The sequence below is a fragment of the Phaeobacter sp. B1627 genome (assembly GCF_006265095.1).
Classification (GTDB): domain Bacteria; phylum Pseudomonadota; class Alphaproteobacteria; order Rhodobacterales; family Rhodobacteraceae; genus Epibacterium.
Genome location: NZ_VCNK01000004.1, coordinates 183,660 through 205,695, shown reverse-complemented (window position 1 = coordinate 205,695; position 22,036 = coordinate 183,660). Strand labels below are relative to the sequence as shown.

The following is a 22,036-nucleotide window of genomic DNA, read 5'->3' as shown; positions in this document are numbered from 1 at the left end:
AGGCCGCAGAAATTCGGGCCATTGTCGGCCCCGCCGCCAGAGACCCGGGCCATCGTGCAAGAAAAATTGGCGTCTCCGGACGACGCCCAACCGCAGCATGTAGAGGGGATCGCGGCGACCTGACACTACATGTCGAAAGCGCCGGGACGTTAACACCGCACGCCCGCAAGTTGTTCCATCACAACCGGTTTATTCGCCATACGGGCTATGTTACCCTGCCGTCAGCAGACAAAACGTCAGTCGGAAAACCGGCGACACGAGGCAGACATGGCAGTATTTTCTCAGGTCGATGACGGTCGTCCCTCGTCCTTTCGGGCGGGCTTCGGCGGTAATAAGAATTGTGGCATTTTTGGCAGGCTGGCACGTATGTGTCTGCGCGCAGGTCAGGTTCTGACCCTCGCCGCAGGCCTCTCGGCCGGGCAGGCCGGCGCCCTTCGGGCCGCGCCATATGCCGCCATGGTGATGGATGCGCGCACCGGCAAGGTGCTGCATGCCAGCAACGCCGATACCCGGCTGCATCCCGCGTCGCTCACCAAGATGATGACCCTCTACATTGCCTTCGAGGCGGTCCGGAACGGTGAAATCACCCTTGACACCAAGGTCAAGATTTCGCGCAACGCCGAGGCCGAGCCGCCCTCCGAACTGGGGTTGCGCGCCGGTCAGACCATTGCCCTGCGCTATCTGATTCGCGCCGCTGCAGTGAAATCCGCCAATGACGCCGCCACCGCCATCGGTGAAGCGATCTCGGGGTCGGAAGCGGCATTCGCCCGCCGGATGAACCGCACGGCCAAAGCGTTGGGAATGACCCGGACCACCTTCAAGAACGCAAATGGCCTGACCGCCGAAGGGCATTTGTCGACCGCGCGGGACATGACGCTGCTGGGGCGGCATATCCTCTATGACTATCCGGAATATTATAACCTCTTCTCCCGCACCTCGACCGACGCGGGCATGAAGGTGGTGTACAACACCAACCGGCGTTTGCTGGCCGCCTACAAAGGGGCGGACGGGATCAAGACAGGCTACACCCGCGCCGCCGGTTTCAACCTTGTCTCCTCGGCCAAACGGGGCGACGAGCGGATCATTGCAACCGTCTTTGGCGGCAAGTCCACGCCCTCGCGCAATGCCAAGATCGCAGAGCTTCTGGACCTCGGTTTCCGCCGCGCGCCGTCCTATGCGAAGCTGCAAAAACCGAGCCTGCCCCCCTATCTCGGCAATGGTGGGCTGCAAGTCGCCGAGGGAGACAGCAACGGCGTCGCAGGCCGGACCATCCGCGTCAGCGGTGTGGTGTCCGCAACCCCGCGCCCCCGCAGCCGCCCCGTGATCGCGCCCGCACCGGACATCGATCCCGCCGTTCTGGTGGCCGCAGCATCGGTTCCCGATGCGGCAACGACAGAGGTGGAGACGGCCCGGGTGGACGAGGCCGAAACCGAGGTCCAACTGGCCTCTCTGGACACCGACGCGCTGCAATCAGGCATCAACAGTGCCATCCTCGAAGTCACCGAGGTCTCTGAAGTTTCCGTGCCGCAGCCCCGGTCGCGTCCGGACATCACAGCCCGGACCGACGCCGAATCGGCAGGCGCGGCGCCCGCAGAGGACCCCGCCAGCAGGCTGAAAGCCGAGATCCGCACCGCTGTCGCCAAATCCGTCACCGCGCCGGCCACACCCACCCAACGCCGGTACACCGGACCCCGCCCCCAGGCCCGGCCCGCATCTTTTGAAACCCGGACCGCCTCGCTGGCCGAAGAACCGGTCGTTGTGACCCGCATCTCCACCTCTGGTGGCCGCTATTGGGGCGTCAACGTGGGCCGCTACACGACGCGGTTCCAGGCCGAAAAGATCCTGTTGCGGACGGCACTATCAGAAATGGAAACGCTGGACGGAAGCCTCCGCAAGGTGGTGCAGAGCCCGCGCGGTTTTGATGCCAATTTCCTCGGGATGACACGCGAGGGGGCGGAACGGGCCTGCAGCCGCTTGAAATCGCGCAATGTCACCTGCGAGACCCTCGGCCCCCCGTCCTGATCTCCTGTCCTGATCTCCTGTCCTGATCTTCGGTCCTGATCTCCTGTCCTGATCCGTTTGCGACCGGCAAGGGGGGAGGCTCCCGCCGGTTGAGGCCGCATAGTATATGCAGCCCCTCCCGTTGGGCCCGGCGCCGCTGACGCGGCGCGGTCGCCCGCGGGGCAGGCGGAGTGCGCCCCACAAACGACAGTGGCATCAGACCGGCAAGGACGACGGCTGGCCGCCCGTGACAGGCGGCCTCAGCCCCGGGCGGCCTCAACCCGGGTGTCAGCGCGCCCCATGTTCAGGGTTTGGGATGGTCGTCCCACTCATCACTCAGGATACGCCGCGCATCGCCCTCGGGGTCGTCATACTGATCGGTGCGCACGGTATATATGAACCCGATCAACCCGGCCCCACCCAGGATCAGCGAAATCGGGATGAGATAGGACAATACGGTCATCATGTGATCCTTTGTGCCCCCGCTCAGCGCAGCCGCAGCGCGTTGAGCGAGACCGTGATAGATGAGGCCGACATGGCCAGGGCTGCAATCAACGGCGTCGCCAGCCCCGCGACCGCCAATGGCACCGCGACGATATTATATACCGTAGCAATACGAAAGTTCTCGCGGATGCGGCGGGTGGCGCGCTCCGCCACGCGGCAGGCGTCGGCGATGGGGGACAGATCCTGTCCAAGCAGCACGATATCAGACGCCACACGCGCCGCATCCAGCGCGGATGCCGGCGAAATCGACACATGCGCGCCCGCAAGCGCCGCCGTATCGTTGAGCCCGTCACCGACCATCAGCACTTTGTGGCCCGCAAGGGTCAGAGCCGCCACCCGATCGGCCTTTTGCTCGGGCAGGGCCTCGGCAACCCACTGTGTGATCTGCAGCCGCGCCGCCAGATCGGCAACCGCCGCCGGGGTGTCGCCAGAGATCAGCAGCACCGTCTTGCCGGCGCCGCGCAGGTCCCGGATGGCCTGTTCCGCACCCGGACGCAGGGCATCGGCAAAGCGGATCGCCACGGCGGCCCCCTCCCCGCAATCGAGCCAGGTTGCGGTCTCGGCCAGATCGCCATCGCCGCCCGCCCAAGCGGCCCGGCCGAGGCGCAGCCTGCGCCCATCCATGGAGGCTTCGGTTCCGTAGCCGGGGATTTCACGCAGCTCTCCGAGCGCTGCAGGTGCAACACCGGTGGCGCGGATGGCACGGGTCAGCGACCGGGACAGGGGATGCGCCGAGCCCTCTGCCAGCGCCAGGGCGATCGCCTGCTGGGCGGGCGTGAGATCGCCGACGTTCACCACCTCGGGCGTGCCTGCCGTCAGCGTGCCGGTCTTGTCGAAGACCACCGTGTCCACCTCGGCCAGACGCTCCAGCGCGGTGGCATGTTTGACCAGCAAACCCGCGCGAAACAACCGCCCCGAGGCCGCCGTCGTGACCGCAGGCACCGCCAGCCCCAACGCACAGGGGCAGGTGATGATCAGGACCGCCGCCGCGATATTCAGCGCGACCCGCGCGTCGAATGTGAACAGATACCACCCCGCAAAGGCCAGAGCAGAGAGGATATGCACCCCCGGCGCATAGAGCTTTGCGGCGCTGTCGGCGAGCGATGTATAGCGCGACCGGCCGGACTCGGCGATGGCCACCAGATCCGCCATCCGGTGCAGCGACGTCTCCCGCCCGACGGCAGAGGCCCGCAGGGTGAGAGGCCCGGTCAGATTGACCTCGCCCGCAGACACCTGGTCACCGGGTTCAGCCAGAACCGGCAGGGTCTCTCCGGTCAGCAGCGAACGGTCCAGTTCCGACCGCCCGGTCACGATTTCCCCATCGACCGGCATACGCCCCCCGGGGCGCACCCGGATCAGATCCCCCACACAGAGATCCGCAACCGGGACCTCTGCCTCCTGTCCCTGCGCATCCAGCCGCCAGGCCCGGGGCACCTCCAGCGCCGCCAGCTCCTCTGCAGCGGAGCGGGCCGCCGCGCGGGTCCGGTGATCCAGATAGCGCCCCGCCAGCAGGAAGAAGGTCAACGTGAGCGCCGCGTCGAAATAGGCGTGTTCGCCCGACAGGGAGGTCTCCCACAGGGAGGTCACCAACGCCAATACCAGCGCCAGCACGATCGGCACATCCATATTCAGACGCCGCGCCCGCACCGCACCCCAAGCACTGCGAAAGAACGGCTGCCCCGCATATAGGATCGCCGGAAAGCTGATCGCCGCCGAAATCCAGTGGAACATGTCCCGCGTGGCATCCGTCGCACCAGACCAGACCGAGACCGAGAGCAGCATCACATTCATCGAGGCAAAGCCCGCAACCGCCAGCCGCAAGAGCAGCTCGCGCCCCGCCCGGTCGGTTTCGGTTGCAGCAAGGGCCGCGAGGTCCAGCTCATGGGCCTCAAAGCCCAACCCCTCGCAGACCGAGACCAGCTCTGCCGCGCGGATGTCGGGATCGGCCTCTACAAGGACCCGTTTCTGCGTCAGGTTCACCCGCGCCGCGCGCACCCCCGGCACCGCGCCAAGTCCGCGTTCGACGGTGGAAATACAGGCCTGACAGTGGATGGTCGGCAGGGAGATCGCCAACCGTGCCTCGGTCGGGGCGATCTCGGTCACGGCGGAGGGGCCGGCGCTGCAGCCGGGACAGACAGCGGTATGCGGGTGCAGAGCAGCGGTCATGGCACCCGCCGCCTCATGTTGGCAGCCACACCCGTCATTTCGGTCGTTTCACATGCAGGATCACACGTTGGCGAAACTCGGTGCCATCGTCGGCCTGCGCGACCATCCGGATATTCCAGTTGCCCGGCGCCAAGTCTGCAGGCGCAACATAGCCTGCGCCGTCAAAGATGAAATCGGGCCGCTGGTCGTCCTGAACATGGGTGGCCCGCCCCAGGGTTGCCGACAGCGATGCGACCTCCACCGGCGCGCCCGTGCGGTCGGAGATCTCCAGGCGCACGATATCCCCCTCGGCCGAAGCATAGACCGACCAGCCCAGCGCCTCTTGCGCGGCGCGCCGGATGTCGAACTCCTGGCTGGCAACGTAGGAATTGCGCACCTCCAGCCCGGGAAAGGTGCTGACGGCCTTGACCGCCATGGTCACATTCACCGCGATGATGATGCCGAATGCCCCGACACAGATCGCCAGCATATGCCTGCCGGTGAATTCGCGGGGCGCTTTTGTGGTCTCGCTGGTCATGGATCAGTTTCCCCGTCCGTTAAAAGTGGTGTCGCGGTAGGCGCGTTCGCCCGAGCGGGTGTCCTGCACCCAGATCCGCAGCGCGCTGTTTTGGGCCTGGGCCGGGACGCTGTCCGCCGGGGCCGTAATATACAGCCGCTGCAAAATCGTGGAATCGGCCGGCACGGTGACGGTCGCCTCCGCTTCGCCCTCCAGCGCGACCTGAAGCGCGGGATCGCCCACAACCGACAGGGCGAACAGGCGCTCCTCGCCGTGTTTGTTGAGCAGGCGGACGTCATAGGTGTTGCGGATGGTGCCGTCCGACAGGGTCACATAGGTTGGATTGCGCACCGGCGCGACGGTCATGTTAATATCGGCCCGGATGAACAAGGCGAACACCAGCCCCAGGCCAACCCCGCCCCAGAGCAGGGTGTAGAATATCGTGCGCGGCCGCAGCACATGGGTCCAGACCGGCCGCGGCGGCTTGCCCGCCCGTTCCCCGGCCTCATCCGACAGCGCCATATAGTCGATCAGCCCCCGCGGCTTGCCGATCTTGTCCATGATATCGTCGCAGGCATCGATACACAGGGCGCAGGTGATACACTCCATCTGCTGCCCCTCCCGGATGTCGATGCCCATCGGGCAGACGTTGACGCAGGCCATGCAATCGATGCAATCGCCATGGGTTTCTGCCTCGGCTGCTTTGCGGTGTTTGCCGCGCGGCTCGCCCCGCCAGTCACGATAGCCCACGGTCAGGGTGTCCTCATCCATCATCGCGGCCTGGATGCGGGGCCAGGGACAGGCATAGATACAGATCTGCTCGCGCGCGATGCCCCCAAAGAAAAAGGTGGTGAACGTCAGGATCGCCAGCGTGATATAGGCCGCCGGATGAGCGGTGCCGGTCATCAACCCCTGCAACAGCGTCGGCGCATCGGCAAAATAGAACACCCAAGCCCCCCCGGTGGCAAGACCGATGAGCAGCCAGGAGATCCATTTCGTGATCCGCAACCGAACCTTGCGCAGATCCCATTTCTTCTGCCGGTGCAGCCGCAGGCGCGCATTCCTGTCGCCCTCGATCCAGCGCTCCACCAGAATGAACAGGTCGGTCCAGACCGTTTGCGGACAGGCATAGCCACACCAGACCCGCCCCAGCGCCGAGGTGAAAAGGAACAACCCAAGCCCGGCCATCACCAGCAGACCCGCCACGAAATAGAATTCATGCGGCCAGATCTCGATCCAGAAGAAATAAAAACGCCGCCCGGCGAGATCCAGCAGAACGGCCTGATCCGGCAATTCCGGCCCACGGTCCCAGCGGATCCATGGCAGCAGGTAGTAAATACCCAGCGTCACCGCCATGATCCCCCATTTCAGAGTGCGGAACTTTCCCGAAACGCGACGGGGGAAAATAGGCTCCCTGGCGGAATAGAGGCTGGGGGCTTGGCTCGAATCGCTCAACGGTTTCGCTCCGGTCCTGTGGCAGGTCTGACTGTGTTCTCGCAGAGGCCGGGTCTCGCCACATTGACGTGGATCAAAAACGCATCCCACATGTGCATTTTGCCGCACCCGCGTTTTACACTCTGAACGCCGCGCGCTGTATCGCCGGTCACACCCCGGCGGTCGTCGCCCCCTCCCGCCGCAGCCAGCTGACGAAATGCCGCGCGCCAGAGCGCAGAACGCCCGGCCGGTGCACGATATGATAGCCCCGCCCCTGCTCCTCGCAGAACAGCTCGGTCAGTCGGCCCGCCACCAAGTCCGGCACGACGAATTTGCGCACGGTAACCGCCACCCCCTGCCCGCCCCGCAGAGCGTCCATCAGCAGGTTGCCGGGCAGGGTCACCCGGCCAGCCTTGAGGTCCTCCTCAACCCCGCGCGACCGGAGCCAGACCGAAGCCTCATTGGTGCCGATCTCCTCAAGCCAGGGCAGATCCAGAAGATCCTCGGGCCGGCCGACCTGGCGCCCGTCCAGCAGCCCCGGCGCCGCCACCACCACCATGGGCGAGGGCAACAGCATTTCGGACACGAGTCCCGGCCAGTTGCCCTGACCGTAGCGCAGCGCCACATCTATGCCGCCGGGGGTCAACGGCATCACTTCGCCGGTCGGATCGATGACCAGATCCACCTCCGGGCAGGCCTGCCGAAAACCCGCCAGCCGCGGCATCAGCCAATGGGTGGCAAACATCGGCGTGCAGGTCACATGGAGGGGCTGGCCCGCACCACGCGTCGACAGATCCTGAACCGCCATCCGGATCGCACCGAAGCCAAGGGTCAGAGCCTGAGACAGGTGTTCTCCTTCCGCTGTGAGCTTCAGCGCCCGGCCTGAGCGGTCCAGCAACGCCACGCCCATATGCGATTCCAGTGCCCTCAGCTGCTGGCTGATTGCCGCGTGACTGACATTCAAAAGCGTGCCCGCCTGTTGCAGGGTTCCGGTCTCCGCAAACACCGCAAACGCCCGCAGCGCCGCGAGGGAGGGCATGTCTCTCCAGCTCATATGTAAGCCTCACTTACAGAATGGATTTCTTCCTGACTCGCATAAATGAGGCATTGTCGCAAGGATAGTGACAGATCCAACGTGTGGATCGCCAATGTCGGAGAGACCTCATGTTAGTAGATATTTACGCACGGACCTTCTTGAACGCGACCCTGCACCACGATCTGCCACAGCGCCCGCTGCCCGAGGCCTACCGGCCCCCGCGCGCGCCACGGACGGGCCCCGGCCTGCTGCGCCGGGTTTGGAACAAAATTGCCGGGCGGCAACCAAAGACCTTCCCGACCGACACGGCCAGCACAGCGGCGTCCCCCCTCGGACGCGACGCACCCTGCCACTGAAGGAGGTATTTCGCTTCGGGCAAAGCCCGAAGCGACCGGCGCGGCGCGGGCCCTCCGGGCCCGCGCCGCGCCACCCCCAACTCCAAACGGCCTTCACCGCAGGTGGAGGACAGTGCGGAGGCGGGAGCGCCCCCCGATTTTGCGGCATGCCTGTTGCATAGGTCCCGGTCCCCAAACTGAAAAGGCCGCCCCACGTGGAGCGGCCTTCTTTTTCGTTTGGGTCCCGGGATTATTCGCCGCCGCCCAATTGGTGGACATAGGCGCTCACGGCACGGATTTCTGCCTCGCTCAGGCGCGTGTTCCAATTGGGCATCACCCCGTAGCGGGCGTTCCACACGGTTTCATAGAGGCTGTCATAGTCGCCCCCATAGAGCCAGATCGCATCCTTCAGGTTCGGCGCGCCCTGGTAGATGTCACCCGATGCATCCTCGCCATGGCAGGCGGCACAATTATCGGCAAAGACGGCAGCGCCCGCCGCGACCTGCCCGGCGTCCTGCGGTGCACCAGAAAGCGACATGACGTAGTTCACAACCTGCGCGACCTCTGCCTTTTCCAGCAAATCATCCCGGCCAAAGGCAGGCATCTCGGAATAGCGCGCATCGTCACTCTCTTCGTTGCGAATTCCGTAGGACACCGTGGTATGGATCTCCTCCATGCTGCCCCCCCAGAGCCAATCGTCATCCAGCAGGTTCGGATAGCCCTTGGCCCCCGCCGCGCCGGAACCATGGCATTGGGCGCACCAGGTGCGAAACACCGCCGCGCCGGACGACACCGCATAGCCTGCAAGATCCGGATGATCCGGGATCGCCGCCAGCTCCAGCTGCTCCAGTTGCGCATTGACCGGCGCATTGGCGGTCTCAACCGCCGCGATCTCGGCCGCGACCTTGGCCCGCGACGACCACCCGATCACCCCCGAGGTCGCCTGGCTGACCAGCGGCCAGGCCGGATAGGCGATCGAATAGGCCACCGCCCAGACGATGCAGGCGTAGAACATCCACAGCCACCAGCGGGGCAGCGGGTTGTCGAATTCCTGTATGCCATCCCATTCATGGCCGGTTGTGTTCGGGTCGCCCTCCTGAAGCTGAGAGCGGGCGGGCGTGGCCCGGTCATTCATAGTTGGGTCGCTCATTTTTGGGCCTCCGATGGGCTGGCCGGATCCGTGGCGGGCTTGTCGGCATTTCGGAAGGGAATATTGGCGGTATCCTCATAGGTCCGGCTCGATCCGGGCCGAAAGGCCCAGATCACAACGCCCGTGAAAAAGACAAAGAGAAACAGCAGCATCCAACTGTCAGCGAACTGACGCAGCAGGGAATAGGTATCCATGTATCTGTCCTCTCTCTAGCGGCTTGCGTCTGGCGTGAAGGTCGAGAAATCGACCAGCGTGCCCAGCATCTGCAGATAGGCAATCAGCGCATCCATCTCCGACACCCAGGGCTGGCCGTCAAAATTGCGCACGTTCACAGCCTCGCCATAACGCTCCAGCAGCCCGTCATAGTCGCTGTCGGGATCGGCCTGAGCCCGGAAATCACGCTGCGCCTCTGCAATCATCTCGTCGCTGTAGGGCACGCCGACGATCGCATTGGTGGCCAGCAGATCGCCAATGTGTTCGCCGTCAAGCCGGGTCCGTTCGAGAAAGTCATACTTCGGCATCACCGATTCCGGCACCACCGCCTGCGGGTCGCGCAGGTGATCCAGATGCCACTCATCGGAATAGCGCCCGCCGACACGGGCCAGATCCGGCCCGGTCCGCTTTGACCCCCATTGGAACGGGTGATCATACATCGACTCGGCCGCCAGCGAGTAGTGGCCGTAGCGCTCCACCTCATCGCGCATCGGGCGGATCATCTGGCTGTGGCAGACATAGCAGCCTTCGCGGATGTAGATGTCGCGCCCGGCCAGCTCGAGGGGGGTGTAGGGACGCATGCCCTCCACCTCCTCGATGGTGTTTTCCAGATAGAACAGCGGTGTGATCTGCACCAGCCCACCGATGGTGACAACCAGAAACGAACAGATCAGCAGCAGCGTGGCGTTGGTTTCCAGGATTTTGTGCTTGTCGAGAATTGCCATCTCTCCGGCCCTCCTTATTCAGCCGGGACCGCGACGGACAGGCTGGCCTCTTTGGCCGGCGCCCGACGAACGGTCATCCACAGGTTGTAGCACATGATCAGTGACCCGCTGAGGTACATGACCCCGCCCAGACCCCGCATCACATACATCGGAAGCTTGGCCGCCACGGTGTCCGCAAAGGACCACACGAGGAAACCATTGGCGTCCACTTCCCGCCACATCAGGCCCTCCATGATGCCGGTCACCCACATCGAGGCCGCGTAGAGCACGATGCCGATGGTGGCGAGCCAGAAGTGCCAGCTGACAAGGCTCAGCGAGTAGAGGCCTGCGCGTTTCCACAGCACCGGTGTCAGATAATAGAGACAGCCGAAGGTGATCATGCCGTTCCAGCCGAGCGCCCCGGAGTGCACATGGCCGATGGTCCAGTCGGTGTAATGCGACAGCGAGTTCACCGCCCGGATCGACATCATCGGACCTTCAAAGGTCGACATGCCGTAGAATCCGACCGAGATCACCAGCATCCGCAGGACCGGGTCGGTGCGCAGCTTGTCCCAGGCGCCCGAGAGCGTCATCAGCCCGTTGATCATGCCGCCCCAGCTGGGCATCCACAAAACGATCGAGAACACCATGCCCAGCGTCGAGGCCCAGTCCGGCAGTGCGGTATAGTGCAAATGGTGCGGTCCCGCCCAGATATAGAGGAAAATCAGCGCCCAGAAGTGGATGATCGACAATTTGTAGCTATAGACCGGACGCTCTGCCTGCTTCGGAATGAAGTAGTACATCATCCCGAGGAAGCCCGCCGTCAGGAAGAATCCCACCGCATTATGGCCATACCACCACTGCACCATGGCGTCCTGCACGCCGGGCCAGATGATCACCGATTTCGATCCCCAGATCGACACCGGGATGGTCAGGTTATTGACCACATGCAGCATTGCGACGGTCACGATGAAGGCCAGGTAGAACCAGTTCGCCACATAGATATGCGGCTCCTTGCGTTTGATGATGGTGCCGAGGAATACCGCGAGATAGGCGACCCAGACGACGGTCAGCCAGAGGTCGATGTACCATTCCGGCTCGGCGTATTCCTTGGATTGGGTGCCGCCAAGCAGATAGCCGGTGGCCGCCAGCACGATGAACAGCTGATAGCCCCAAAACACGAACCACGCCAGATTCCCACCCCAGAGCCGCGCCGCCGAGGTCCGCTGCACCACGTAGAAGGAGGTAGCGATCAGCGCGTTGCCGCCAAAGGCAAATATCACCGCCGAGGTGTGCAGGGGACGCAGGCGGCCGAAATTGGCGTAGCCTTCGGACCAGTCGAAATTCAGCACCGGAAAGGCAAGTTGAAACGCGATGAAGGTTCCGACCAGAAACCCCGCAACGCCCCAAAAGGAGGTGGCGATCACCCCGGCCCTCACCACGCTGTCGAAATAGTCCCCCGTCGCGACGGGAAGCCGCGGTTCATCCGTGTTGCGCAGCGTGTGGAGAAACAGACCGGCCGCGACCAACATCAGGATCACCGCATGCGTCTGGTAGGCCAGATCCCTGGCGTAGCCGGCCGCGATCATGAAGAAGACCGTCAAGACGCCAAGCCCTATCAGCTTGAGATAATTAGACATTTAATGCCCCTTTGAATGGTTCATCCGAATCGTTGTGGCGCATGGGCCTGTGTCGGACGTGATTTTCCATGTCCCAAGATGCCAGTCGGGGCGGCTGTGCACATTGATCTGCATCAAGATAGGCGAACCGGGGTTATGTCATGACTTCTTGCGACACACGCCGCGCCGTGCGGTGTTTTGACAGTCCCCGCCTGCAGAAAGGGCAAGATCATGACCTACAAAACTCTTCTCACCGTTCGCGCCACTCCGGAGGGAGGCAGCACGGCGCTGGCCCAGGCCGAGGCGCTGGTGCGGCGTCATGACGGTCACCTTGATGTGCTCTGCCTCGGCGTCGACCGTACCCAGGTCGGTTACTATGATGCCAGCGCCACGGCGATCGCGATCACCTCGATGCTAGATCGCGCCCGGGCCGAGATGCAGGAGGTCGAAGCCGACACAGAGACCCGGCTGCGCGCCAGCGGCGTGCCCTTCGCGGTCGCGACGGCCTTGGCACCACTGGGCGATCTGACGCGGGTGATCTCGCATCATGCACGGTTCTGCGATCTGGTGATCTCCGATTTGCCCTACGGCAAGGATCAGGGGCCCGAGGCGGAGATCATTGTCGAAGCAGCGCTGTTCGCAGCCCGCACCCCGGTGCTTGCGCTACCCGAAGGGCAGCTGTTGCCGGAGCGTTTGAAAACCGTATTGGTCGCCTGGGATGAGAGCATAGAGGCGCTGACCGCCGTACGCAAAGCGCTGCCCCTGCTGCAATCCGCAGATCTGGTTCGGATTGCAGTCATTGACCCGCCGCAGCATGGGATCGAACGATCCGACCCCGGTGGCATGCTCTGCCAGATGCTGGCGCGTCATGGGGTCGCTTGCGAGGTGGATGTGCTCAGCAAGACCCTGCCGCGCGTCTCAGACGTGCTGCGCCGCCATGCGCTGGACAGCGGCGCAGAGTTGATCGTGATGGGCGCCTATGGTCATTCGCGCCTGCGCGAATCCATCCTTGGCGGCACCACCCGCAACATGTTGGAACACAGCACCCTGCCGGTGCTGATGGCGCATTGAACAGGGGCAGGATGGCCATCGGCTGTCCGTCAGGAGGCCGCAGATACATTGATCGGGTGGAGCTCCCGCGCCCCCGGGTTGCCTGACCTTCGGTCAGCCCACACCTGAGCGGCTTGGGCTTGGCAGCCTGCCCCTTCCGGGGCAGGCTGCGCGCCGCATGGCCCCTGGCCATGCGGCGCCCCCTTCTACCGACTGATGCCTCAACAGAAGGACCTCAGCCCACCAGCCCACCGTCGCTGTCGTCGCCGGCCTCTTCGATGAGACGGCGCATATCCGGGACAATGACGTGCCGCTTGCCCTCCAGTATGATCACGCCCGCCTTCTTCAGGGCCGAGATCTGCCTGCTCACCGTTTCCAGCGTCAGCCCGAGATAGTCCGCCATCGCCTCACGGGTGAGTTTGAGATCGAAACTGAGCGCCCCGCCGATCCGCTCATCCGCCCCGAGTGAGACATCGCGCCGTGCCAGTATCAACAACAGGCTTGCGATTTTCTCGCGTGCGGTCTTGCGCCCCAGAACCAGCATCCACTCGCGCGCCGCATCCAGCTCGTCCAGCGTCATCTCAAGCAGCCGGTGCGCGATATGCGGGGTCCGCGCCATGAGCTCCTCGAACGGTTTCTTGCGAAAACAGCACATCACCACATCCGTGGTCGCCACCACATTATAGGCGGCCCCGGATCGTCCCGGACGGCCGACAAAATCGCTGGGCAGCAACAAACCGACCATCTGCGTCCGCCCGTCTTCCATCGTCTGGGTCAGCGTCGCGATCCCCGAGACGACAGAACCGACAAAGTTCATCTGATCGCCGGACCAGATCACCGGCTGCCCTGCCTGAAAGCTGCGGTAATATTTGATGACGTTCAGCGCTTCGAGCTCATCCGCCTCGCACCGGGCACAGACCGCGCGGTGGCGAATTGGACAATCGGAACACTGAAGCGACTGTAACTGGGCAACGGGCATACGCACCTCGGGTTGATCTGTGTCAAGGATGACACCGAATTATCGCCCTACCCTATCCGGATGATTGAAGATTCTCAATTGGCGCGACTTGGACTTTTCGACGCAAAAGTCCCGCGCTACACAAGCTACCCCACCGCCCCCCACTTCACTCCGGAGCTGGGGCAGGATCAGTTTATCAACTGGATCAGCGCCATTGCCCCCGGAACGGAGATCTCCCTCTACCTGCATGTTCCGTTCTGCCGGAGGCTGTGCTGGTTCTGCGCCTGCCGCACCCAGGGCACGCAATCCAGCGCGCCCGTCCAGGCCTATCTGCAGGTCCTGAAGCAGGAAATCGCTCTGCTGGCACGCCACCTGCCGGCGGGCGTCCGTCTGTCCCGGCTGCATTGGGGCGGCGGCACGCCGACGCTGCTGACCTCTGAGATGATGACCGAACTGGCCGAGGCGATCTTTGCCGTTGCTCCGATGGCTCCGGACGGCGAGTTTTCGGTGGAAATCGACCCGAATGAGATTGACGCGCCCCGCCTCGACGCGCTGGCCGCAGCCGGGCTGACCCGGGCCTCCATCGGCGTTCAGGATTTTGACCCCGGCATCCAGGAGACGATCGGCCGCATCCAGCCCTTCGAACTCACCCGCGACGCAGTGGAGATGATCCGCGACCGCGGCATCAGGAGCCTCAATGCGGATATCCTCTTTGGTCTTCCCGATCAGACGCGGGCGCGGATGACCGAGAGCGTACAGAAACTCCTGTCCCTGTCTCCGGACCGGGTCGCGCTCTATGGCTATGCCCATGTCCCCTGGATGGCGCGTCGGCAGAGCATGATCCCCTCGGAGGCGCTTCCGAGCCCACCGGACCGGCTCCGCCTCTTTGACACCGCCAGGCGCCTGTTTCTGTGGGATGGCTATGAGGAGATCGGGATTGATCATTTCGCGGCCTCCCATGATGGCCTCGCCACCGCCGCGCGGACCGGTGCCCTGCGGCGCAATTTCCAGGGCTATACCGATGATCAGGCCGATGTGCTGATCGGTCTCGGGGCCTCGTCGATTTCGCGGTTCCCCGAAGGTTATGCCCAGAATGCCCCCTCCACCTCGGCCTATACCAAAGCCGTGCGCGCGGGGCAGTTCTCCACCACGCGCGGTCACGTCTTTGACGGTGAGGACCGCCTGCGCGGCCGCATGATCGAAGCCCTGATGTGCGACTTCGCCATCTCGTCGGATGAGATCCTGTCGCATCACGCAATCGATGCGGACCGCCTGAATGCGCTGTTTCGCGGCGTGGATGAGGCCTTTCCCGCAATGGTGGAGGTTGGCAAGGAAGGCCTCTCTCTGCGCGCCGAAGCCCGCCCCCTGACGCGTATGATCGCCCGCCATTTTGACACCTATGACCTCAGCAAAGCAGGTCACAGCTCGGCGATCTGACCCGCGCCGCGCAAGCGGCGCCCGGCCCAACGGGCGAAGTGGCATTTCAATGCCTCTGAGACGGGCGGGAGCCCCCCCTCTGCACCGGACGCGCCGCAAGAAACCCGATGGGCTGCGGCCCATGACGCATGTGTGAAACACCCTGTCAAAGTACCTGTCAAATACCCTGCTACATACGGCCTGATGCCGCGGCCTGCCGAAAGGTCAATACAGCTGACCCATTGTTTCGCACACGAAACAATGGGTCAGGCTCCCTGATACTTTTTCTGGGCGTTGCCACATCCGCGAACGCATAGATCTATGATTTCATGACCAAAGCCTGAAGGCTCACCCAGCTGTCACAGCCGACAGCAGGCTTTGCGTATAGGCCTGTTTCGGCGCCGCGAAAATCTCGTCCGCCGGGCCGCGTTCCACGACATCGCCGGCTTTCATCACCATGATTTCATGCGACATGGCCCGCACCACATTGAGGTCGTGACTGATAAACAGATAGGCAAGCCCGTAGCGCGCCTGCAGATCGCGCAGAAGATCCACGATCTGCACCTGAACCGTCATATCCAACGCCGAGGTCGGCTCGTCCAGCACCACCAGCTTCGGCCGCAAGACCATGGCCCTTGCGATGGCAATCCGCTGCCGCTGGCCGCCGGAAAACTCATGCGGGTAGCGGTCCATGGCGGCAGGATCGAGCCCAACCTCCTCCATCACTTCGACGACCAGATCCCGGGGTTTCCGATGCTGATCGATGTCGTGAATGGCGAGCCCTTCGGCAATGATCTGCTGGCAGGTCATCCGCGGGCTGAGCGAGCCGAAGGGATCCTGAAACACGATCTGCATATCCTTGCGCAGATGCCGCAGCTCCCGCGTGGACCCTTGCCGCAGATCACGCCCCTGAAACCGCACCTCGCCCTCTGATGCGATCAGGCGCATGATCGCCAGCGCCATCGTGGTCTTTCCAGATCCCGACTCGCCCACGATGCCGAGGGTCTCGCCCGCGCGGACCGAGAGCGACATCGGGTTCACCGCCTTCACATGGCCGACGGTGCGTTTCAGCAAGCCGCGCTGGATCGGAAACCAGACCTTGAGATCGCGGGTGGAGACCAGCTCGGCCGCATCCGGCGGAATAGGCGCCGGACGCCCCGAAGGTTCTGCCGCCAGCAGTTTTTGCGTGTAGGGGTGCTGCGGGTTGGCAAAGAGCTCGGCCGTCGGGCCTTCCTCGACGATTTCCCCCGATTTCATCACGCAGACCCTGTCGGCGATCCGCCGCACGATCGACAGATCATGGGTGATGAACAAAAGTCCCATTCCCTCGCTGGCCTTCAGCTCGGCCAGAAGGTCGAGGATCTGCGCCTGGATCGTCACATCAAGCGCCGTGGTCGGTTCATCGGCAATCAGGACATCGGGTTTATTGGCCAGCGCCATGGCGATCATCACCCGCTGGCGCTGGCCACCGGAGAGCTGGTGCGGATAGGCGCCGAGGCGGCTTTCGGCGTCCCGGATCCCGACCTTGTGCAACAGATCGAGAATGCGGCGCCTGGCGGCATCACCGGTCACCCCCTGATGCAGGGCCAACGCCTCTCCCAGTTGTTTTTCAATCGAATGCAGCGGATTGAGCGAGGTCATCGGCTCCTGGAAGATGAAGGAGATATCGTTGCCACGCACCCCGCGCAGGGTCCGTTCATCGGCGCCGATCATTTCCTGCCCGTCATAGGTGACGGAGCCCTCGACGATGGCGCTGTCCCCCAAAAGCTGCACCGTGGACAGGGCAGACACCGATTTGCCGGAGCCCGATTCCCCGACCAGCGCGACCGTCTCGCCGCGGGCAACCGAAAAGGACACGCCCCGGACTGCCTCGGTGATCCGACCGTCCTGGCGAAAGGAGACGCGCAGATCTTTGACCTGAAGGATGGCAGTCATGAAAAGGTCTTTCTCGGATCAAACGCATCCCGCACGCCTTCAAAGATGAAGACCAGCAGCGAGAGCATGATGGCAAAGGTGAAAAACGCGGTGAAGGCGAGCCAGGGCGCCTGCAGGTTCTGCTTGGCCTGCAGGGTCATCTCGCCCAGCGAGGGGGCCGAGGACGGCAGGCCAAAGCCGAGGAAATCCAGCCCCGCCAGCGTGCCGATGGTGCCGGTGACGATGAAAGGCAGCATGGTCAGCGTCGCGACCATCGCATTCGGCAGCATGTGGCGGAACATGATGGTCATGTTGCCGACCCCCAGCGCCCGCGCCGCGCGCACGTATTCCAGATTGCGGGCGCGCAGGAATTCGGCCCGCACGACGCCCACCAGCGAGGTCCAGCTGAACAGCACCATGAGAAACACCAGCAGCCAGAACCCCCGCCCGAGGATCGCAAACATGATGATGATCACATAGAGCGTCGGCGTCGCGGACCAGATTTCAATCACCCGCTGGAAAATCAGATCCAGCCAGCCGCCAAAGAACCCCTGTATGGCCCCGGCAAAGATGCCGATCAGCGTCGAGATCCCGGTGACGATCAATGTGAAGACAATCGACAGGCGGAACCCGTAGATCACCCGCGCCAGCACATCGCGTTTGGTATCATCGGTGCCCAGCCAGTTCTGGCCATTGGGCGGCAGGGGTGCCGCGCCGGGACGGTCCACCGGAGTGTCGAAGCTATAGGGGATCGGCGGCCAGAGCGCCCAGCCCTTGTGGAAGTCCTCTGCCTGATAGGAGCCCGCGTCGATCTCGGCCAGAATGCCGTCGGGATCGTCGAAACAGTCAAGGGCGCCGCCCGATGCGATCAGGCATTTGACCTCCGGGTCGCGATAGACGGCCTCGGTCTGGAAGTCGCCGCCGAAATCGGTCTCGGGGTAGAAGGTCCAGATCGGGGTGAAATAGTCGCCCCGGTAGTTGATCAGGATCGGTTTGTCATTGGCCAGCACATCGGCCATCAGCGACAGGCCGAACAGCACCACGAAAATCCGCAGCGACCAGAGCGCCCGGCGGTTCTTGCGAAAGTTGTTCCAGCGCCTCTGGTTGAGGGGGGACAGTGCCATTGCTCAGCCCTCTCTCTTTTCAAAGTCGATGCGCGGATCGACCAGCACATACATGATGTCCGACAGGATCCCCACCACAAGCCCCATCAGGCCAAAGATGAAGAGCGTGCCAAAGACGATGGGATAGTCCCGCGCCACGGCGGCCTCGAACCCCAGTCGGCCCAGCCCGTCGAGCGAAAAGATCGTCTCGATGATCAGCGAGCCGGAGAAAAAGATCGAGATGAACACCCCGGGAAAGCCCGCGATCACGATCAGCATCGCATTGCGGAACACATGGCCATAGAGAACCCGGTTTTCGGTCAGCCCCTTGGCGCGCGCGGTCATCACATATTGTTTCTTGATCTCGTCGAGAAAGGAGTTCTTCGTCAGCAGGGTCAGCGTCGCGAAGGCCGAGATCGTCGAGGCCACGATCGGCAGGGTGATATGCCAGAAATAATCGCCGATCTTGCCCAGCAGGCTGAGCTGGTCCCAATTCTCGGAGGTCAGGCCGCGCAGCGGAAAGATCTGCCAGTAGGACCCGCCCGCCAGCAGTACCAGCAACAGAATCGCGAACAGGAAGCCGGGAATGGCATAGGCGGCGATGATCACCGCACTGGTCCAGCTGTCGAACCGGCTGCCATCGCGCAGCGCCTTTTTCACACCGAGCGGGATCGAGATCATATAGGCGATCAGCGTCGACCACAGCCCCAGCGAGATCGAGACCGGCATCTTCTCCAGCACCAGATCTATCACACTGATATTGCGGAAATAACTCTCGCCGAAATCCAGTTGCACATAGTTCAGCATCATATTGAGAAAGCGCTGCAACGGCGGTTTGTCAAAGCCGAACTCGCGCTCCAGCTCCTCGATGAACTCGGGCGGCAGGCCCCGGGCCCCGGCGTATTGGCTCTCGGCCTGGCCTGCGGTTTCCGCGCCCGCATCATTGGTGGCCCCCGAAAAGCCGCTGAAGACGTCGCCGCCCCCCTCCAGCCGGGCGATCATCTGCTCGACCGGCCCGCCGGGGACAAATTGCACCAGCGCGAAGTTCACCACCATGATGCCGATCAGCGTCGGGATCACCAGCAGCAGGCGGCGCAGAATGTAGTTCAGCATCAGCCGATCACCTCAGCGCGCCGGCATCGCGCAGCGCTTTGGCCTTTTCCTCGTTGGACCACCAGAAATCGAGATAGCCAAGCGCGTAGGGCGGGATCGTCTCCGGATGTTCGTACTGGTCATAATAGGCCACCCAATGGTCCGGATTGTACCACAGCGGGATCATGGCAAATTCGAACCGCAACGCCCGGTCAAGCGCCTTCAGACTGGCCTCTTCCTCCTCGCGGGTCTGGGCCTGCAGAGAGATGTCGATGATGCTGTCCACCAATGGTGAGGCGAGACCTGCGGGATTGAACAGGGAAAACTCCGCCGCCTCGGAGCCGTAGTATTGCGCCAGACCGGTGCCGGTGCCGAGGAAGGCCGCATAGCTGTCGACCACCATATCATAGTCCCGCGCGCGCTGGCGGCTGGTGTATTGCGCGGTATCGACCACGTCGAATTTGACCGCAACGCCCAGACTGTCGAGATTGGCCACGTAGTTCTCCATCACCGAGCGGGTGGTCGGAGACGAGGAGGAGGAGAACAGGAATTCAAGCTCGAAGGCTTCGCCATCCGGCCCCACCCGCTTGCCATCATCGCCCACCGGATATCCGGCCTCGTCCAGAAGCTTGGCGGCCATGCGCGCGTTGCGGCGATCAAACAGGCGGGCGGCGTCGGAGGCGGGCGGCACGTGGACTTCCTCGGTCAGCATCTCCGGCGGCACCAGATCGCCGAGGCCCTTCAGCAGCTCCAGCTCCGCCCCTTCGGGGAGACCGACAGCCATCAGCGGTGTGTCCTGCGTATAGGAGGAGCGGCGCTGGAACAGACCGTAGAGGAGGCTCTCATTCGACCATTCGAAGTTGAACGCCAGCGCCAGAGCCTCACGGACACGCGAATCTCCGAGTTTCGCCGAGCCGAGATTGAAGATGATTCCCGTAGGCGTCGGCGGAGACCCATCGGTCAGCTCTTCGCGTTTGATGTAGCCATTGGCGACCTTGGGAAAGTCGTATCCGGTCGCCCATTTCTTGCTGTCGCCCTCGGCGCGGAAGGTATATTCGCCCGCCTTGAACGCCTCGAAGGCGGCGGTGTCATCGGCAAAGATCTCCAGCCGGATGGTATCGAAATTGTTGCGCCCGGCGTTGATCGCGAGATCCTTGCCCCAATAGTCCGGGTTGCGTTTCAGCACGATACGGCGCGACAGGTCGATTTCGTCGATGACATAGGGGCCGGAGCCTGTCGGCCCTTCGATCCAGGTCTCATTCAGCTTCTGGCCGGTTTCGTCGAACCATTTCTTCGACCAGACGGTCACCCCGCCCACCTGTTCGATCATGCTGCGCCGCGACAGACCTTCGGCAAAGTAGAATTTGATCGTCAGATCGTCGATCACCTCGACCTTTGGGATCCGCTTGCGCACCGCCTCGGCATAGGATTTGAGCCCCTGATCAAGCAGCAGATTGTGACTGAAGGCGACATCATGCGCCGTCACCGGCGAGCCGTCTGAAAACCGCGCTTCGGGCCGCATATGGAAGATCACCCAGCTTTTGTCCTCCGGGTATTCGACGCTTTCGCAGAGCAGGCAGTAGGCCTGACCATAGACATCTGCCGGCACGCTGGCGGAAGGCGCTTCGCCCAGCAGGCTCTCGTAGGGGTAGACGGAAAACAGATGCGCCCGGCCCTTGCCCGAATAGGGATTCATGCTGTCGAGCGTCCCGACAAAGGCGATGGAGATCTCGCCGCCCTTGGGCGCGTCCGGATTGACGTAGTCGAAATGCGGAAAATCCGCCGGATAGGCGAGATCGCCGTAAAAAGAATAGCCGTGGCTCCGGATCGTTTCCTCTTCGGCGCCGCGCGCGGCCCAGGTGCTGGCCATCAGCGCCGCGACCGACACCAGACCGGCGCCGAAAGCCGCGCGGATCCACGAGAGGTCCCGCGGGGATACAACTGCCTTTGCCCTTGCATGCATACGTCTGTCGGTCATCTGCTGTATCCCCTAACTTATGCGGCGCCGGCCGGAGGGCGCCTTTTCGTATTGTATATCAAGGTAAATGTCGGACCGCTTGAGTTTCAAGCCGAGATTTCGCACTCGCGATGAATTGGCGGTGAAATGAAAGTCAAAGTTCACCGGTTTCACTCTGCAACGGGCACGACAGGCTCCGGGTACGACAGGCGACGGGCCCGCTGACCGCCGCCCCCTGAGGACACAAAAAAGGCCGCAGCATCCGCCACGGCCGTTTTCACATTGCACCGGTATGAGCCTGGTACGGGCCAGAGTTCACAGGCCAGAGTTCGCTGGCCCGAGTTCGCTGGCCAGAGCTCTATGGCCCGAGATCCGGTCAGTTGCCGAGGCTGTCCAGATAGGCGATCAGGTCGACCCGGTCGCCGATCTTCTTCAGCCCGGCAAAGGACATGCTGGTGCCCGGCGCATAGGCAGAAGGTTTCGTCAGGAAATCGTTCAGATGCTCGGGAGTCCAGACATCGCTCAGGCCGCCCAGGGCGCTCGAGTAGCCAAAGCCCGCAACACCGCCCTGCTCGCGGCCAACAACACCATCGAGGTGGGGGCCGGTGGCATCGGTGCCGTCGATCTTGTGGCAGGCGGAGCATTTGCGGAAGACTTTGGCGCCCTTTTCGACATCGGCCTCTGCCATCAGCGTTGCAAAGTCGACTTCGGGCTCGTCGCTTGCTCCACCCGCATCCGCAACTTCGATGACGTAAGACGCCTCGCCGTGTGCATCAACATGGTAGAGTTCCTCTGCAACCCATTTGCCCAGAAGGAACACAAGAAACGCGCCGCAGAAGCCTGCAGTCGCCTTGGTGAGAGTCATCGTGTCAAACATGATAGCGAGTC

At 63.2% G+C, this 22,036-nt stretch carries 18 protein-coding genes; 3 read left to right on the top strand and 15 right to left on the bottom strand.

What is annotated here, in order from left to right:
• Positions 1 to 366 precede the first annotated feature (366 nt).
• Positions 367 to 2,022, top strand: a complete 1,656-nt coding sequence (locus tag FGE21_RS03235; protein ID WP_370285444.1) for a serine hydrolase — start codon at positions 367 to 369, stop codon at positions 2,020 to 2,022.
• Between the two features lie 283 nt (positions 2,023 to 2,305).
• On the opposite strand, the gene ccoS is transcribed toward FGE21_RS03235, so the two are convergent.
• The 9 genes from ccoS to ccoN form a co-directional block, all read right to left on the bottom strand.
• Positions 2,306 to 2,464 carry a cbb3-type cytochrome oxidase assembly protein CcoS gene (ccoS, locus tag FGE21_RS03230; protein WP_139662055.1) on the bottom strand — a complete coding sequence of 53 codons (159 nt, stop codon included), beginning with the start codon at positions 2,462 to 2,464 and terminating at the stop codon, positions 2,306 to 2,308.
• Between the two features lie 23 nt (positions 2,465 to 2,487).
• Positions 2,488 to 4,671, bottom strand: a complete 2,184-nt coding sequence (locus FGE21_RS03225) for a heavy metal translocating P-type ATPase (RefSeq protein ID WP_139661597.1) — start codon at positions 4,669 to 4,671, stop codon at positions 2,488 to 2,490.
• 34 nt (positions 4,672 to 4,705) lie between these two features.
• Positions 4,706 to 5,188 carry a FixH family protein gene (locus FGE21_RS03220; RefSeq protein ID WP_139661595.1) on the bottom strand — a complete coding sequence of 161 codons (483 nt, stop codon included), beginning with the start codon at positions 5,186 to 5,188 and terminating at the stop codon, positions 4,706 to 4,708.
• A 3-nt stretch (positions 5,189 to 5,191) separates the two neighbouring features.
• Positions 5,192 to 6,622 carry a cytochrome c oxidase accessory protein CcoG gene (ccoG, locus tag FGE21_RS03215; protein ID WP_139661594.1) on the bottom strand — a complete coding sequence of 477 codons (1,431 nt, stop codon included), beginning with the start codon at positions 6,620 to 6,622 and terminating at the stop codon, positions 5,192 to 5,194.
• 148 nt (positions 6,623 to 6,770) lie between these two features.
• On the bottom strand, positions 6,771 to 7,655 hold the full coding sequence (locus FGE21_RS03210) for a LysR family transcriptional regulator (RefSeq protein ID WP_139661592.1): 885 nt from the start codon (positions 7,653 to 7,655) through the stop codon (positions 6,771 to 6,773).
• Positions 7,656 to 8,222: 567 nt separating this feature from the next.
• Complete coding sequence (ccoP, locus tag FGE21_RS03200; RefSeq protein ID WP_139662054.1) at positions 8,223 to 9,107, bottom strand: cytochrome-c oxidase, cbb3-type subunit III; 885 nt, start codon at positions 9,105 to 9,107, stop codon at positions 8,223 to 8,225.
• A gap of 11 nt (positions 9,108 to 9,118) precedes the next feature.
• Positions 9,119 to 9,316, bottom strand: coding sequence for a cbb3-type cytochrome c oxidase subunit 3 (locus FGE21_RS03195; RefSeq protein WP_139661588.1), 198 nt, complete (start codon positions 9,314 to 9,316; stop codon positions 9,119 to 9,121).
• A 15-nt stretch (positions 9,317 to 9,331) separates the two neighbouring features.
• Positions 9,332 to 10,060, bottom strand: a complete 729-nt coding sequence (ccoO, locus tag FGE21_RS03190; RefSeq protein ID WP_139661587.1) for a cytochrome-c oxidase, cbb3-type subunit II — start codon at positions 10,058 to 10,060, stop codon at positions 9,332 to 9,334.
• A 14-nt stretch (positions 10,061 to 10,074) separates the two neighbouring features.
• Positions 10,075 to 11,679 carry a cytochrome-c oxidase, cbb3-type subunit I gene (ccoN, locus tag FGE21_RS03185; protein ID WP_139661585.1) on the bottom strand — a complete coding sequence of 535 codons (1,605 nt, stop codon included), beginning with the start codon at positions 11,677 to 11,679 and terminating at the stop codon, positions 10,075 to 10,077.
• A 210-nt stretch (positions 11,680 to 11,889) separates the two neighbouring features.
• On the opposite strand from ccoN, the gene FGE21_RS03180 reads away from it, so the two are divergent.
• Positions 11,890 to 12,729: a universal stress protein gene (locus FGE21_RS03180; protein ID WP_139661584.1), complete on the top strand. Its 840-nt coding sequence runs from the start codon at positions 11,890 to 11,892 to the stop codon at positions 12,727 to 12,729.
• A gap of 214 nt (positions 12,730 to 12,943) precedes the next feature.
• Here the strand turns inward: FGE21_RS03180 and fnrL are convergent, their stop codons facing one another.
• The gene (fnrL, locus tag FGE21_RS03175; protein ID WP_139661582.1) at positions 12,944 to 13,687 is read right to left on the bottom strand and encodes a transcriptional regulator FnrL; all 744 of its coding nucleotides are present in this window, start codon (positions 13,685 to 13,687) and stop codon (positions 12,944 to 12,946) included.
• A 60-nt stretch (positions 13,688 to 13,747) separates the two neighbouring features.
• On the opposite strand from fnrL, the gene hemN reads away from it, so the two are divergent.
• The gene (gene hemN, locus FGE21_RS03170) at positions 13,748 to 15,103 is read left to right on the top strand and encodes an oxygen-independent coproporphyrinogen III oxidase (RefSeq protein WP_139661581.1); all 1,356 of its coding nucleotides are present in this window, start codon (positions 13,748 to 13,750) and stop codon (positions 15,101 to 15,103) included.
• A gap of 327 nt (positions 15,104 to 15,430) precedes the next feature.
• Here the strand turns inward: hemN and FGE21_RS03165 are convergent, their stop codons facing one another.
• From FGE21_RS03165 to FGE21_RS03145, 5 genes are all read right to left on the bottom strand, one after another.
• Complete coding sequence (locus FGE21_RS03165) at positions 15,431 to 17,017, bottom strand: ABC transporter ATP-binding protein (protein ID WP_139661579.1); 1,587 nt, start codon at positions 17,015 to 17,017, stop codon at positions 15,431 to 15,433.
• The gene (locus tag FGE21_RS03160; RefSeq protein ID WP_139661577.1) at positions 17,014 to 18,120 is read right to left on the bottom strand and encodes an ABC transporter permease; all 1,107 of its coding nucleotides are present in this window, start codon (positions 18,118 to 18,120) and stop codon (positions 17,014 to 17,016) included. The genes FGE21_RS03165 and FGE21_RS03160 overlap by 4 nt, the downstream gene beginning before the upstream one ends.
• A gap of 3 nt (positions 18,121 to 18,123) precedes the next feature.
• The gene (locus FGE21_RS03155; RefSeq protein WP_139661575.1) at positions 18,124 to 19,212 is read right to left on the bottom strand and encodes a microcin C ABC transporter permease YejB; all 1,089 of its coding nucleotides are present in this window, start codon (positions 19,210 to 19,212) and stop codon (positions 18,124 to 18,126) included.
• A gap of 7 nt (positions 19,213 to 19,219) precedes the next feature.
• Complete coding sequence (locus tag FGE21_RS03150; RefSeq protein ID WP_139661574.1) at positions 19,220 to 21,169, bottom strand: extracellular solute-binding protein; 1,950 nt, start codon at positions 21,167 to 21,169, stop codon at positions 19,220 to 19,222.
• 355 nt (positions 21,170 to 21,524) lie between these two features.
• On the bottom strand, positions 21,525 to 22,025 hold the full coding sequence (locus FGE21_RS03145) for a cytochrome c family protein (protein WP_139661572.1): 501 nt from the start codon (positions 22,023 to 22,025) through the stop codon (positions 21,525 to 21,527).
• Positions 22,026 to 22,036 lie beyond the last annotated feature (11 nt).

What these genes read in the sequence shown, in the direction of transcription:
- FGE21_RS03235 (WP_370285444.1), top strand. Translation starts at nt 367, where the DNA reads ATGTGTCTGCGCGCAGGTCAGGTTCTGACCCTCGCCGCAGGCCTCTCG.
- ccoS (WP_139662055.1), bottom strand. Translation starts at nt 2,464, where the DNA reads ATGACCGTATTGTCCTATCTCATCCCGATTTCGCTGATCCTGGGTGGG.
- FGE21_RS03225 (WP_139661597.1), bottom strand. Translation starts at nt 4,671, where the DNA reads ATGACCGCTGCTCTGCACCCGCATACCGCTGTCTGTCCCGGCTGCAGC.
- FGE21_RS03220 (WP_139661595.1), bottom strand. Translation starts at nt 5,188, where the DNA reads ATGACCAGCGAGACCACAAAAGCGCCCCGCGAATTCACCGGCAGGCAT.
- FGE21_RS03210 (WP_139661592.1), bottom strand. Translation starts at nt 7,655, where the DNA reads ATGAGCTGGAGAGACATGCCCTCCCTCGCGGCGCTGCGGGCGTTTGCG.
- ccoP (WP_139662054.1), bottom strand. Translation starts at nt 9,107, where the DNA reads ATGAATGACCGGGCCACGCCCGCCCGCTCTCAGCTTCAGGAGGGCGAC.
- FGE21_RS03195 (WP_139661588.1), bottom strand. Translation starts at nt 9,316, where the DNA reads ATGGATACCTATTCCCTGCTGCGTCAGTTCGCTGACAGTTGGATGCTG.
- ccoO (WP_139661587.1), bottom strand. Translation starts at nt 10,060, where the DNA reads ATGGCAATTCTCGACAAGCACAAAATCCTGGAAACCAACGCCACGCTG.
- ccoN (WP_139661585.1), bottom strand. Translation starts at nt 11,679, where the DNA reads ATGTCTAATTATCTCAAGCTGATAGGGCTTGGCGTCTTGACGGTCTTC.
- FGE21_RS03180 (WP_139661584.1), top strand. Translation starts at nt 11,890, where the DNA reads ATGACCTACAAAACTCTTCTCACCGTTCGCGCCACTCCGGAGGGAGGC.
- fnrL (WP_139661582.1), bottom strand. Translation starts at nt 13,687, where the DNA reads ATGCCCGTTGCCCAGTTACAGTCGCTTCAGTGTTCCGATTGTCCAATT.
- hemN (WP_139661581.1), top strand. Translation starts at nt 13,748, where the DNA reads ATGATTGAAGATTCTCAATTGGCGCGACTTGGACTTTTCGACGCAAAA.
- FGE21_RS03165 (WP_139661579.1), bottom strand. Translation starts at nt 17,017, where the DNA reads ATGACTGCCATCCTTCAGGTCAAAGATCTGCGCGTCTCCTTTCGCCAG.
- FGE21_RS03160 (WP_139661577.1), bottom strand. Translation starts at nt 18,120, where the DNA reads ATGGCACTGTCCCCCCTCAACCAGAGGCGCTGGAACAACTTTCGCAAG.
- FGE21_RS03155 (WP_139661575.1), bottom strand. Translation starts at nt 19,212, where the DNA reads ATGCTGAACTACATTCTGCGCCGCCTGCTGCTGGTGATCCCGACGCTG.
- FGE21_RS03150 (WP_139661574.1), bottom strand. Translation starts at nt 21,169, where the DNA reads ATGACCGACAGACGTATGCATGCAAGGGCAAAGGCAGTTGTATCCCCG.
- FGE21_RS03145 (WP_139661572.1), bottom strand. Translation starts at nt 22,025, where the DNA reads ATGTTTGACACGATGACTCTCACCAAGGCGACTGCAGGCTTCTGCGGC.